Source organism: Streptomyces coelicoflavus (assembly GCF_045041415.1).
GTDB lineage: Bacteria > Actinomycetota > Actinomycetes > Streptomycetales > Streptomycetaceae > Streptomyces > Streptomyces coelicoflavus.
The window spans coordinates 6067088-6080030 of record NZ_CP108218.1; the positions used below are offsets into that span (position 1 = coordinate 6067088).

Below are 12943 nucleotides of genomic sequence, written 5' to 3' on the forward strand. Positions count from 1 at the left end.
TGAACCGGCCCAGGGGCGCCTCAGCCCCGCAGCACCAGCGCCTGGCCCGCCACCACCAGCAGCACCTGCTCGCACTCGGCCGCGAACGCCGCGTTGAGGCGGCCCAGTTCGTCGCGGTAGCGGCGGCCGGACGCCGTGGCCGGGACGATGCCCGAACCGACCTCGTTCGACACCGCCACCAGAGTGCGCCGGGTGGCGCGGACCGCCTCTGTCAGCTCCCGCACCCGGTCCCTGAGCGCCCGTTCGCCGCCGTCGGCCCACTCCGCGTCGTCCCACGCGCCGACCGCGTCCATCGCGTCCGTCAGCCACAGGGACAGACAGTCGACGAGGAGGGGCGGGCCCTCGTCCGCCAGCAGGGGCACCAGGTCGCAGGTCTCGGCGGTCCGCCACGAGCCCGGGCGGCGTTCCCGGTGCGCGCCGACCCGGGCCGCCCATTCGGCGTCACCGTTGCGGGAGCCGCCGGTGGCGACGTAGAGGACGTCGGGGAAGGGCTCGAGGCGGCGTTCCGCCTCCACCGACTTGCCCGACCGCGCGCCGCCCAGCACGAGGGTGCGCCGCGGTACGTCGGGTACGTCCTCGTACGAGCCCACCGCCAGCGTCGTGCCGTCCGGCACCGCCCGCGCGCCGGCCGCCGCGAGCCGCCGCGCCAGTTCCCGGCCCGGCGGCACGTCGTGGTCCAGGTGGACGGCGACGACGTCCGTCGTCGGGCCCGCCGCGCCCACCGCCCGCAGCCTCGCCAGCGCGTCCGGCCGCCCCACGACGTCCGCGAGGACCAGGTCGTACGGTTCCGCCGGCGCCTCCAGACCGGCCGGGGCCCCGCCCGGCGGCACGTACAGGATCCGTCCGCCGTCCGGTCCCGTCACGGCGTAGCCGGTGCCCGGCGCGTCGAGCGCCACCGCCCGCACCCGGTGCCCGGTCAGCAGCGCCAGTTCCCGTCCGTCCGGCACCCGGCCCGGCTGCGGCAGCCCGGCCGGCACCTCCACGGCGGGACCGTCGTGCGGGTGCGAGAGCAGCACCTGCCGTACGCCGGCCAGGGAGTGCCCGGCCCTCGCGGCGGCGAAGGCGGCGCCCGGCGTCAGGTCGAGCAGCAGCGCCCCGTCCACCAGCAGCGCGGTCGCCGCGCGCGCGTCGTCGCCCTGCGCCGCGGCACAGGCCGCGCAGGGACAGTCGGGGCGGGGCAGTCCCGCGGGGGCACCGGTGCCGAGCAGAGTCACGTCCACGCACCGATTTTCGCCGGTCGCCCGGCGACATGCGCGCCCGAGCCCCCACACGAGCGCACCCCGCACGTCCAGGCCTTCTACGGTGCGCCCGCGTCAGCGCATAGGCTGCGGGCGGGGGCCGGACCAAGATCCGGCTTCCGCTCTGCATGTGCACACATCTTGGAGGCGTACATGGCGGCATGGACGTGGCGGTTCGAGACGGCCGACGGGACGGAGGTCCAGCCCGCGGTGCAGCCCGAGGAGTTCACCACGCAAGGGGACGCCGAGTCCTGGATCGGGGAGCACTGGAAGGACCTTCAGGAGGGCGGCACCGACCAGGTGCGGCTCTTCGAGGACTCCACGGAGATCTACGGCCCGATGAGCCTGCACGCCGAGGAGGCGGAGGCCGAGGCCGAGGCCGAGTCCGACGCCTGAGGGGCCGTCGCCCCGGGGCGGGCGGGGGCGGGCAACTCCCCGTCACTGCTCGCCCAGCGTCACCTCGGCGGTGTGTTCGTCGCCGTCGCGGGTGTACGTCACCTTCGTCCGGTCGCCCGGCCGCATCGACGCCAGCGCCTCGGACAGCGAGGTGATGGTGGTGATGTCCGTGTCCCCGAGTTTCACGATGACGTCCCCGGACCGCAGTCCCGCGTCGTCGGCGGCCCCGCCGTCGCTCACCTCGACGACGGCCGCACCGGCCGGCCGGTAGCTGCCGTCGACGACCGTCCGGGCGGTGATGCCCAGCGCGGCCCGGCCCGAGTCGGTGACCCTGCCGTCCTTGACGATCTGATCCGCGACCGTCGTCACCATCGACGCCGGGATCGCGAACCCGATGCCGGGCGCCGCGCTGTCGCCGAGGCCCGGGTCGGTCGCCGCCAGCGTCGGGATGCCGATCACCTGCCCGTCCAGGTTCACCAGGGCGCCCCCGCTGTTGCCGGGGTTGATGGCCGCCGACGTCTGCACCATGTCGGCGATGGTCGCGCCCGTGCCGCCCCCGCTGCCGCCCTCCGTGACGGTCCGGCCGATCGCCGACACGATGCCCTGCGTCACGCTGGAGGACAGGCCGAGCGGCGAACCCATCGCCAGCACGATCTGCCCGACCTCGACCTTCGCGGAGTCCGCGAACCGGGCCGCCTTCATGCCGTCGGGCACCTTGTCCAGCTTGATCACGGCCAGGTCCTGCTCCGGGTAGGAGGAGACGAGCTTCGCGCCCAGCGCCCCCTCGGTGCGGGCGGTCGTCACCCGGAAGGACTTCCCGTCCCCGACCACGTGCGCGTTGGTGACGACGTGGCCCTTGTCGTCGTACACGACCCCCGACCCCAGCGAGTCGCCCGCCTGGATCTGCACCACCGACGGCAGTACGTCCTTGATCACCCGCTCATAGTCGGCCTGAAGATCACTGGCCGCGCGCGGCGCCGCCGCCCGCGCCGTGTCGCCCTCCCGTGCGCTCCCCGAGCCTTGCTCGGCCCCCGAACCGGCGCCGGAACAGCCGCTCGACAGCAGCACGGAGCAGGCCAGGACGGCGATCGGAGCGAGCAGCCGGGGCAGACGGGCGCGGGAAGTGTCCATGGCCCGAGTCTCACCGCGCCCCCGCCGTCCGGCCCCCGGTGATCACCCGAACGGGCGCCGGAGCCGGGACATCGGCTAGCCGCGTACCCCGCACAGGTGGAGCAGGGCCGCGACCGCGCGGTACGGATCGGTCCGGCCGGCCCGTTCCTCGGCGGCCAGCAGGGCGTCCAGGTCGGCGGGGGCCGGGGCGCCGTCGGACGCCGTGTCCGTGAAGACCCGTACGCCGTACCAGGTGTGCAGCGGGGCGCCGATGCCCGCGAGCTTCGCCGTGAGCGTCGCCAGCCGGTCCGCGCGGACGTCGAGGCCCAGGCGGTTGCGGTAGTTCACGGTGTCGAAGGAGGCCAGCGCGCCCGCCCAGTCGCCGTGCAGACCGGGGCGCAGCGCGAGCGCGTCGCCGTTGCGCACCACGAGCGACAGCAGGCCGCCGGGCGCGAGCATCCGGGCCAGGCCCGCGAGCAGGGGGTCGGGCTCCTCGACGTACATGAGGACGCCGTGGCAGAGCACCACGTCGAAGCTGCCCGGCAGGAAGTGCACGCCGGTGTCCCGGCCGTCGCCCTCGACGATCCGCATCCGCTCCCGGATGCCCTCCGGCTGGCCGGCCAGCGCCTCCCGGGCCGCGGCGATCATCGTCGCGTCCCGCTCCACGCCGGTCACCTGGTGCCCGGCCCGCGCCAGCCGCAGCGCCTGGGTGCCCTGGCCCATCCCGACGTCGAGCACGCGCAACCGCCGCCCCACGGCGAAACGCCCGGCTATCTGCTCGTCCAGCTGCCGGGCCACCATCTCCTGCCGTACGACATTGCGAAGCCCGGACAGCCCCGCTGTCCAGGCCTCGGCCGCGCCCCCGGCGAACGGCGTGGTGCTCAGGGCCGCTCCCCGCGCTTGACCTGCGGCTTCGGCAGCCGGAGGCGGCGCATCTGGAGGGAACGCATCAGGGCGTAGGCGACCGCGCCGCGCCTGCGCTCGTCCGGGAAGCGCTCGGCGAGCCGCTTCTTCAGCCGGAAGCCGGTGACGATCGAGTCCAGCACGATCAGCACGATCACGACCAGCCACAGCAGCAGCGCGATGTTCTGCAGCGAGGCCACCCTGATCATGCTCAGCACGAGGATGACCACGGCCATCGGCAGGAAGTACTCCGCGATGTTGAACCGCGAGTCGACGAAGTCACGGGCGAACTTGCGGACCGGACCCTTGTCGCGGGCCGGCAGGTACCGCTCGTCGCCCTTCGCCAGCGCCTCGCGCTGCCGGGCCATCGCGGTCCGCCGCTCCTCGCGCTGCCGCTTGGCGGCGTCCTTGCGCGTCATCGGCGTATGGGCGACGCTGCGGCGCTGGGACTGGGCCGCACTGCGCTTGGGCGTGGGCCTTCCCTTGGGGGCCTGCGGGTCACGGGGCTGCTTGGAGTCGGTCACCGGCGCGCTGACGGCGCTCTGGGCCTTCTCATCCTTGGCACGGCTACGGAACACAAAACCCAAGGGTACGGGGTGCCGGGGTGTGGACCCCAGTCCGGTGGGGAACGATCCGGCAACGCCGGACGTCTGTAAGTGGACAGAGCGGAAGTACGGAGCGGATGGTGCGTACGTCCCAGGACACCCGGACTTTCCGGACAACCCCGGGAAGTACCTACTCCCTGCGCCTGACGGGGAACGTGCACAGTCGTCCTTGGGGATGAGCGCATCCGTCCCCGAACAGTGCGGTAATGGATGCAGGGCCCGTACTGTGGGTTCTGTTGCAGTCGCTGGAGCTGGAGTCGGTCAGAAGGGGGCGCGCGAAGCCCATGAGCGGTGTCATGAAGCGTATGGGGATGATCTTCCGCGCGAAGGCCAACAAGGCCCTTGACCGGGCCGAGGACCCGCGCGAGACCCTCGATTACTCGTACCAGAAACAGCTGGAGCTGCTGCAGAAGGTGCGCCGCGGCGTCGCCGACGTGGCCACCAGCCGCAAGCGCCTGGAGCTGCAGCTCAACCAGCTCCAGTCCCAGTCGGGCAAGCTGGAGGACCAGGGCCGCAAGGCGCTGGCGCTGGGCCGCGAGGACCTGGCCCGCGAGGCGCTCTCCCGGCGCGCCGCGCTCCAGCAGCAGGTCACCGACCTGGAGACGCAGCACGCCACCCTCCAGGGCGAGGAGGAGAAGCTCACCCTTGCGGCCCAGCGCCTCCAGGCCAAGGTGGACGCCTTCCGCACGAAGAAGGAGACCATCAAGGCCACCTACACGGCGGCCCAGGCGCAGACCCGCATCGGCGAGGCCTTCTCCGGCATCTCCGAGGAGATGGGCGACGTCGGCCTGGCCATCCAGCGGGCCGAGGACAAGACCGCCCAGCTCCAGGCCCGGGCCGGCGCCATCGACGAACTGCTCGCCTCCGGTGCCCTCGACGACCAGTCCGGCATGCACAAGGACGACATCCAGGCCGAGCTGGACCGGCTCTCCGGTGGTACGGATGTAGAGCTGGAACTGCAGCGCATGAAGGCCGAGCTTTCCGGGGGCTCCACCTCCGACCGCCAGGCCATCGAGGGCGGCCAGGGCGAGGGCCAGGCACCGTCGCAGCCCCAGCAGCAGCCGCAGGACACCCCGCGCTTCGACAAGCAGTAGCTGCCTACCGCAGCAGTCGCCTAGGAGGGCCGACATGATCGTACGGATCATGGGGGAGGGACAGCTGAAGCTGGCCGACGGCCGGCTCACCCAGCTGGACGAGCTGGACGACGAGCTCCTCGCCGAGATGGAGAACGGCGACGGCCCCGGCTTCCGCGCGACCCTCCAGGCCCTCCTGGCCAAGGTCCGCGAACTGGGCGACCCCCTCCCCGACGACGCCCTGGAGCCCTCCGACCTCATCCTCCCGTCCCCTGACGCGACCCTGGAGGAGGTACGGGAGCTGCTGAGCGACGACGGGCTCATTCCGGGCGGCACCTGACGCATGCGGGTGCCCTGTGCGGTGGCTCGTACGGCGCCTTCCTGACGCAGACCGAGAACAACCAGCCCGTCCGGCGTTTGAGGACGAGGCCGTTCAGGGCGAAGCAGGGGGTCTGGGGGGCAGCCCCCCAGACCCCCAGGCGACGCCCACTGAACGCGGGCCCGCTCATAAGCCACCCCCACTCCAGCTACCGTAAAAAACCGTGAGCACCCTCGCCAAAGCCCGCTGCGTCTTCGGCGCCCACCCCTCCGCCATGGACACCGCCCTCGCCGTGGCCGTCCTGATCTGCATGGTCGCCGGCTCCTTCGTGGACCCGCACGGCCCGGAGGGCGTCAACTGGAGCCTGCGCACCCCCGACGCGCTCAGCCTCGCCCTGATGACCGCCGGCGCCGCCGCGCTGGCCTTCCGGCGCCGCGCGCCGATGGCGGTGCTCGCCGTCACCGGCGGCGTCTCCGTCGTCGAGAGCGTCACCGGCGACCCCCGCGCCCCCGTCGTCATGGCGGCCGTCATCGCCCTCTACACCGTCGCCGCCTCCACCGACCGGCCCACCACCTGGCGGGTCGGCCTGCTCACCATGACCGTGCTCACCGGCGCCGCCATGCTGGCCGGCCCCCTGCCCTGGTACGCGCAGGAGAACCTCGCCGTCTTCGCCTGGACCGGCATCGGCGCCACCGCCGGGGACGCCGTCCGCAGCCGCCGGGCCTTCGTGCAGGCCATCCGGGACCGGGCGGAGAAGGCCGAGCGCACCCGGGAGGAGGAGGCACGGCGCCGCGTGGCCGAGGAGCGGCTGCGCATCGCCCGCGACCTGCACGACGTCGTCGCCCACCACATCGCCCTGGTCAACGTGCAGGCCGGCGTCGCCTCGCACGTCATGGACAAGCGGCCCGACCAGGCCAAGGAGGCGCTCGCCCACGTACGGGAGGCCAGCCGCAGCGCGCTGGACGAACTGCGGGCCACCGTCGGGCTGCTCCGCCAGTCCGGCGACCCTGAGGCACCGACCGAGCCCGCCCCGGGCCTGGCCCGCCTCGACGAACTCGTGGGCACCTTCCAGCACGCCGGACTGCGCGTCGAGCTGGCCCGCACCGACCAGGGCACCGAACTGCCCGCCGCCGTCGACCTGGCCGCGTACCGCATCATCCAGGAGGCCCTGACCAACGTGCAGAAGCACGCGGGCCGGCAGGCGAAGGCCGAGGTCAGCGTCGTACGGGTCGGGCCGGACATCGAGGTGACCGTCCTCGACGACGGCATCGCCGACGGCGAGGCCCCCGACGCCCCCGCCGAGGGCGGCGGGCACGGGCTGCTCGGCATGCGCGAGCGGGTCACCGCCGTGCGCGGCACCCTCACCACCGGTCCCCGCTACGGCGGCGGTTTCCGCGTGCATGCGATCCTTCCGGTCAAGAGCCGCACCGACGCCGCCACCGAAGCCACGGGGGACCCCGTATGACGATCCGTGTCCTGCTCGCCGACGACCAGGCGCTGCTGCGCAGCGCCTTCAAGGTGCTGGTCGACTCCGAGCCCGACATGGAGGTGGTGGGGGAGGCGTCCGACGGCGCGGAGGCGGCCCGGCTGGCCGCCGAACGGCGGGCCGACGTGGTGCTGATGGACATCCGGATGCCCGGCACCGACGGTCTCGCCGCCACCCGCATGATCAGCGCCGACCCGTCCCTCGCCCATGTCCGCGTGGTCATACTGACCACCTTCGAGGTCGACGACTACGTGGTGCAGTCGCTGCGTGCCGGGGCCTCCGGCTTTCTCGGCAAGGGCTCCGAACCCGACGAACTGCTCAACGCGATCCGGGTCGCGGCCGGCGGCGAGGCGCTGCTGTCGCCGACCGCCACCAAGGGGCTGATCGCCCGCTTCCTCGCCCAGCAGGGCACGGACGACGAGGACCGCGACCCGGCCCGCGCCGAGCGTCTCGAGTCGCTGACCGTGCGCGAGCGCGAGGTGCTGGTCCAGGTGGCCGGCGGGCACTCCAACGACGAGATCGCCGAACGGCTCGAAGTCAGCCCGCTCACCGTGAAGACCCACGTCAACCGGGCCATGGCCAAGCTGGGCGCCCGCGACCGCGCCCAGCTGGTCGTCATCGCGTACGAATCCGGGCTGGTACGTCCAAGGGTGGAGTGACCTCCGCCCGCGTGTACTGCGGCGGGAGTATGCGCCGCATAAGGAAATGGACCTGGGGCCTAGGGAACCGGGGCCGCGCATGGCTCAGGGTGGTGGAGTGGGCGCTCACCTGTGCCGCCCGCGCCCGGCGCTGCCATGTGCCCCGTCCCCCGCTCGGCCACAGAAGAGAGACCCTGATCCATGTCCTGGCTGTCGAGATTCAGCCTCGCGCAACGGGCCCTGATAGGCCTGATGTCGATCGTCGCGCTCGTCTTCGGCGCGATCGCCATCCCCCAGCTCAAGCAGCAGCTGCTGCCCACCATCGAACTGCCCATGGTGTCGGTGCTGGCCCCGTACCAGGGCGCCTCGCCGGACGTGGTCGAGAAGCAGGTCGTCGAGCCGATCGAGGACAACCTCGAGGCCGTCGACGGCATCTCGGGCGTCACCTCCACGGCCAGTGAGGGCAACGCCGTCATCATGGCGTCCTTCGACTACGGCCCGAACACCCAGCAGCTCGTCGCCGACGTCCAGCAGGCCGTGAACCGGGCCCGCGCCCAGCTCCCGGACGGCGTGGACCCGCAGGTCATCTCCGGCTCGACGGACGACATCCCGACCGTCGTCCTCGCCGTCACCTCGGACAAGGACCAGCAGGCGCTGGCCGACCAGCTGGACAAGACGGTCGTCGCCGAGCTGAAGGACATCGACGGCGTCGCCCAGGTCGTGGTCGACGGCGTCCGCGACGTCCAGGTCACCGTCACGCCGGACCCGGCGAAGCTGGCCGCGGCCAAGGTGAGCCCGCAGACGCTCGCCCAGTCCCTCCAGGCGGGCGGCGCGACCGTCCCCGCCGGTTCCTTCGACGAGGCGGGCGCCAACCGCACCGTCCAGGTCGGCGGCGGCTTCACCTCGGTCGAGCAGATCCAGGACCTGATGATCACCGGCGAGGGCGTCGACAAGCCGGTCCGCCTCGGCGACGTCGCCACCGTCAAGGAGGAGGAGGCCAAGGCCGACTCCCTCACCCGCACCAACGGCAAGCCGTCCCTCGCGGTCGCCGTGACGATGGACCACGACGGCAGCGCGGTCTCCATCTCCAACGCCGTCGAGGACAAGCTCCCCGACCTGCGCGAGCAGCTCGGCGCCGGCGCGACCCTCACGGTCGTCAGCGACCAGGGCCCGGCGGTCTCCAAGGCCATCTCCGGCCTGACCACGGAGGGCGGACTCGGTCTGCTCTTCGCCGTCCTGGTCATCCTGGTCTTCCTGGCGTCGATCCGCTCCACCCTGGTCACCGCGGTCTCCATCCCGCTGTCGGTGGTGCTGGCGCTGATCGTCCTGTGGACGCGCGACCTGTCGCTCAACATGCTGACGCTGGGCGCGCTGACCATCGCCATCGGCCGCGTCGTCGACGACTCGATCGTGGTCCTGGAGAACATCAAGCGGCACCTCGGCTACGGCGAGGAGCGCAAGGACGCCATCCTGGGCGCCGTCCGCGAGGTCGCCGGCGCGGTCACCTCCTCCACCCTCACCACGGTCGCCGTGTTCCTGCCGATCGGCCTGGTCGGCGGCATGGTCGGCGAGCTGTTCGGCTCCTTCAGCCTCACCGTCACCGCGGCGCTCCTGGCGTCCCTGCTGGTGTCGCTGACGGTCGTCCCGGTGCTGTCGTACTGGTTCCTGCGGCCCCCGAAGGGCACCCCCGAGGACGCGGCCGAGGCCCGTCGCCTCGCCGAGGAGAAGGAGGCCAAGAGCCGCCTCCAGCGCTTCTACGTGCCCGTCCTGCGCTTCGCCACCCGCCGCCGCCTCACCAGCGTGGCCATCGCGATCGTGGTCCTGGTCGGCACCTTCGGCATGGCGCCGCTGCTCAAGACCAACTTCTTCGACCAGGGCGAGCAGAAGGTCCTCAGCGTCAAGCAGGAGCTGAAGCCCGGCACCAGCCTCGGCGCGACCGACGAGCAGGCCAAGAAGGTCGAGAAGCTGCTCGGCGAGACCGAGGGCGTCAAGGACTACCAGGTCACCATCGGCTCGTCCGGCTTCATGGCCGCCTTCGGCGGCGGCACGGACACCAACCAGGCCTCGTACCAGCTGATGCTGGAGGACTCGGCGAACGCCGACGACGTCCAGGACCACATCGAGGACGGGCTGGCGAAGCTCGGCGACGGCATCGGCACCACCACGATCGCCGCCGGGGACGGCTTCGGCAGCCAGGACCTGAGCGTCGTCGTCAAGGCGGCCGACGCGAAGGTGCTCCGCGACGCCGCCGAGCAGGTCCGCAAGACCGTCGCCGGCCTCGACGACGTCACCGACGTCACCAGCGACCTGGCGCAGAGCGTCCCGCGCATCTCGGTCAAGGCCAACGCGAAGGCCGCCGACGCCGGGTTCACCGACCAGACGCTCGGCGCGGCCGTCGCCCAGGCGGTGCGCGGCACGCCGGCGGCCAAGGCGACCCTGGACGACACCGAGCGGGACGTCGTCATCAAGTCGGCCCAGCCGGCCACCACGATGGCCGAGCTGAAGGCCCTGAACCTGGGTCCGGCCAAGCTCGGTGACATCGCCACCGTGCAGCTGGTGGACGGCCCGGTCTCCATGACCCGGATCGACGGGCAGCGCGCGGCGACCATCACCGCCAAGCCGACCGGCGACAACACCGGCGCTGTCGGCGCGGACCTCCAGTCGAAGATCGACGGACTGGACCTGCCGGCCGGCGCCACGGCCGAGATCGGCGGCGTCACCGCGGACCAGGACGAGGCTTTCGTCAACCTGGGCCTGGCCATGCTCGCGGCGATCGCCATCGTCTTCATGCTGCTGGTCGGCACCTTCCGGTCGCTGGCCCAGCCGCTGATCCTGCTGGTGTCCATCCCGTTCGCGGCGACCGGCGCGATCGGTCTGCTGATCGCCACGGGCACCCCGATGGGCGTCCCGGCGATGATCGGCATGCTGATGCTGATCGGCATCGTGGTCACCAACGCGATCGTGCTGATCGACCTGATCAACCAGTACCGCAAGCAGGGCTACGGCGTCGTCGAGGCCGTGATCGAGGGCGGCCGCCACCGCCTCCGCCCGATCCTCATGACGGCCCTGGCGACGATCTTCGCCCTGCTCCCGATGGCGCTGGGCGTCACCGGCGAGGGCGGCTTCATCGCCCAGCCCCTGGCCGTGGTCGTCATCGGCGGCCTGATCACGTCGACCCTGCTGACCCTCCTCCTGGTCCCGACCCTCTACGCGATGCTGGAGCTCCGCAAGGAGCGCCGCGCGAAGAAGCGGGCCGCGAAGAAGGGCGGCGGCGAAGCGCCGCCGCAGCCGGAGGCGTCGGACGAGCCGGAGCCGGCCCAGGTCTGAGCGACGCGGAGACGGGGAAGGGGTGCTGCCGCCGAGGGGCGGGAGCACCCCTTCGCCGAACGGCCCGACCGGTCGCGCGGACGTACGACTCCGCGAAAGGTTGTAGGGGAAGTGTGAGAAGCCGTATGGGATGACGCACATCCTGAAGCCGTGACGGCTGCGGAGCGGCATCCGCTTGGTGGTGTGGAGGAGGGGAGGGCCTCCGCCACCTGACCGAGCGGAGGGGATCGGACCCATGGCCGACGTGAGTGAACGCGCGCCGAGTGCTCAGGAGATGCGGACCAGGGCAGCGGCCTTCGTCAGTGGCGCCACCCGGCGCGGCAGGCTTCCGCTGGACTACTCCGTGGCCAGCCTGCGTGTCGTCGACTTCCTGGTCGAAGGGCTGCGCCGGGGCGGTGTGGAGGAGACCCGGGTCGGTGAGGTGCTGCTCGATCTGGGGGCGTACGTGGGCGAGGTGCTCGTACGGCGCGCGGGTGCCACGTGGATCGACTTCGACGCGGACCAGCGGGTGTATTTCGGGCAGCCGGTCGGCGTGCGGATGCCGGACGGGCGAGTGTGGAACCCGCTGGGCACGGTCCGCAACTGCTTCGCGGAGGGCAGTTCCCGGGAGTCGCTGCGGACCTTCTACCTGAAGTTGCACGGCAGGACCCGTGGCCGCCGGTCTGCCGCCTGACGGTGTTGCGGGCGGGTCGGGCGCAGAGTGGGACGAGCGTCTGGGCTGGGCGTTCGGGCTGACAGCGGACGATCCGGCGGTGCGGGAAGCGGCGCTCGCCCGTCTGGTCGCCGCACGGCGGCACGTCGCGGACGCGCTCTGCCGGGTCAACGAGATGTGGCTGCTGACGCGTCCGCCGGGTGCGGAGGAGCAGTACCGGGAGCCGGCCTTCGCCGAGGCGCGTCGCAGCCACCGGCGGGCGCAGAGTGCCTCGCTGCCCGAGGCGTTGTGGGACTGCCCTCCGGGTGCGGACCCGGCGGCCTGGCCCGGGTTGCCCTACGCCCTGCTCTTCCTGGAGTGGGAAGCGAGGTACCCGGCGGAGTGGACGCGGTGTGCGAAGGCGTGGGGCACGAAGCAGGGGCTTGTCCGGGACCTGGCCCGCGCCGGCCACGAGGAGACGGTCAGGGCGAAGCTGGTCGACCTGGTCGAGAGCGTCGTCCTCCGGCCGTACCGCTGCAAGGACCGCGAGTACGTGCGGGTCGCCCGGGCCGTCGACGGCGCCGATCTGCGGGGCAGGCTCGCCCGCGCGGCCGCTGCGGACAGCCCCTGGGCCCGTTGCCAGGCCGGCTATGTGCTGTGGCTCCTCGACCGCCCCGACCTGCCGAACACGCCCCGTGTCTGGCGGGCCTGGGTGGCGGGCGGGTCCGCGGCGTTCGGCTGAGGCGCGGGGGCGGCGGTCAGTGCGGGGCCGTCGGCTCAGTCGAGGGTGTCGGCGGCCGGTCCTGCAATCGCGTCGCGTGAGTGAAAGTGAGCAGGCGTCACACAGTGCCGCCGCCTGGGGCATCGGCTGGGGCGTCTTCCTGGTGTCCGGCTTCGCCGCCTCGGTGCTGCTGAGCAACGCCTGGCGCGACTGCGACATACGCGACTGCGACATAGGGGTCAACGCATCCGCCAACCCGGGCAGCCTGGGGTTCGCATCGACCTCCATGGCCGCCGCGTCCACGCTCCTGTGGGCGCTGACACGCAGGGTCACCGGGCGCCGGCGGTTGCTGTGGCCGGTGCTCCTGACCACTGCCGGCGCCGCCGTGCTGCTGTGGCCGTTGAGGGCCGTCTGGCACGCGCCCGAGGGCTGTCCGGTCACCTTCTGCCCGCCCGACAACGTGCCCCCGTGGTGGCCCGCATGGCTTCCGGTGTGA

General features: G+C 72.6%; 13 protein-coding genes. 9 read left to right on the top strand and 4 right to left on the bottom strand.

Annotation, left to right across the window (positions count from 1 at the left end; translation table 11 throughout):
* Positions 1-20: 20 nt before the first annotated feature.
* Positions 21-1220: a bifunctional adenosylcobinamide kinase/adenosylcobinamide-phosphate guanylyltransferase gene (locus OHA99_RS27160; protein ID WP_153180224.1), complete on the bottom strand. Its 1200-nt coding sequence runs from the start codon at positions 1218-1220 to the stop codon at positions 21-23.
* A gap of 171 nt (positions 1221-1391) precedes the next feature.
* Between OHA99_RS27160 and OHA99_RS27165 the strand changes: the two genes are divergently transcribed.
* Positions 1392-1634 carry a hypothetical protein gene (locus tag OHA99_RS27165; RefSeq protein ID WP_153180225.1) on the top strand — a complete coding sequence of 81 codons (243 nt, stop codon included), beginning with the start codon at positions 1392-1394 and terminating at the stop codon, positions 1632-1634.
* A gap of 42 nt (positions 1635-1676) precedes the next feature.
* Here the strand turns inward: OHA99_RS27165 and OHA99_RS27170 are convergent, their stop codons facing one another.
* The 3 genes from OHA99_RS27170 to OHA99_RS27180 form a co-directional block, all read right to left on the bottom strand.
* Positions 1677-2765, bottom strand: coding sequence for a S1C family serine protease (locus OHA99_RS27170; RefSeq protein WP_153180226.1), 1089 nt, complete (start codon positions 2763-2765; stop codon positions 1677-1679).
* 75 nt (positions 2766-2840) lie between these two features.
* A complete protein-coding gene (locus OHA99_RS27175; RefSeq protein ID WP_165687395.1) occupies positions 2841-3542 on the bottom strand; it encodes a bifunctional 2-polyprenyl-6-hydroxyphenol methylase/3-demethylubiquinol 3-O-methyltransferase UbiG in 702 nt (233 codons plus the stop codon).
* 83 nt (positions 3543-3625) lie between these two features.
* A complete protein-coding gene (locus tag OHA99_RS27180; RefSeq protein WP_165687396.1) occupies positions 3626-4264 on the bottom strand; it encodes a DUF3043 domain-containing protein in 639 nt (212 codons plus the stop codon).
* Positions 4265-4548: 284 nt separating this feature from the next.
* Between OHA99_RS27180 and OHA99_RS27185 the strand changes: the two genes are divergently transcribed.
* The 8 genes from OHA99_RS27185 to OHA99_RS27220 all read left to right on the top strand — a co-directional run bounded on the left by OHA99_RS27185 (position 4549) and on the right by OHA99_RS27220 (position 12943).
* Entirely contained in the window at positions 4549-5346 is a 798-nt protein-coding gene (locus OHA99_RS27185) for a PspA/IM30 family protein (protein WP_265592414.1), read from the top strand.
* Between the two features lie 34 nt (positions 5347-5380).
* The gene (gene pspAA, locus OHA99_RS27190; RefSeq protein WP_087791319.1) at positions 5381-5665 is read left to right on the top strand and encodes a PspA-associated protein PspAA; all 285 of its coding nucleotides are present in this window, start codon (positions 5381-5383) and stop codon (positions 5663-5665) included.
* Positions 5666-5867: 202 nt separating this feature from the next.
* A complete protein-coding gene (locus OHA99_RS27195) occupies positions 5868-7109 on the top strand; it encodes a sensor histidine kinase (protein WP_405698261.1) in 1242 nt (413 codons plus the stop codon).
* Entirely contained in the window at positions 7106-7789 is a 684-nt protein-coding gene (locus OHA99_RS27200; RefSeq protein ID WP_087791321.1) for a response regulator transcription factor, read from the top strand. Before OHA99_RS27195 ends, OHA99_RS27200 begins: the two co-directional genes overlap by 4 nt.
* A 180-nt stretch (positions 7790-7969) precedes the next feature.
* Positions 7970-11095, top strand: coding sequence for an efflux RND transporter permease subunit (locus OHA99_RS27205; RefSeq protein WP_405698262.1), 3126 nt, complete (start codon positions 7970-7972; stop codon positions 11093-11095).
* A gap of 235 nt (positions 11096-11330) precedes the next feature.
* Positions 11331-11768, top strand: a complete 438-nt coding sequence (locus OHA99_RS27210; protein ID WP_164385065.1) for a hypothetical protein — start codon at positions 11331-11333, stop codon at positions 11766-11768.
* A 79-nt stretch (positions 11769-11847) separates the two neighbouring features.
* Positions 11848-12468, top strand: coding sequence for a hypothetical protein (locus tag OHA99_RS27215; protein WP_405698263.1), 621 nt, complete (start codon positions 11848-11850; stop codon positions 12466-12468).
* 76 nt (positions 12469-12544) lie between these two features.
* Positions 12545-12943: a hypothetical protein gene (locus tag OHA99_RS27220; protein ID WP_381498582.1), complete on the top strand. Its 399-nt coding sequence runs from the start codon at positions 12545-12547 to the stop codon at positions 12941-12943.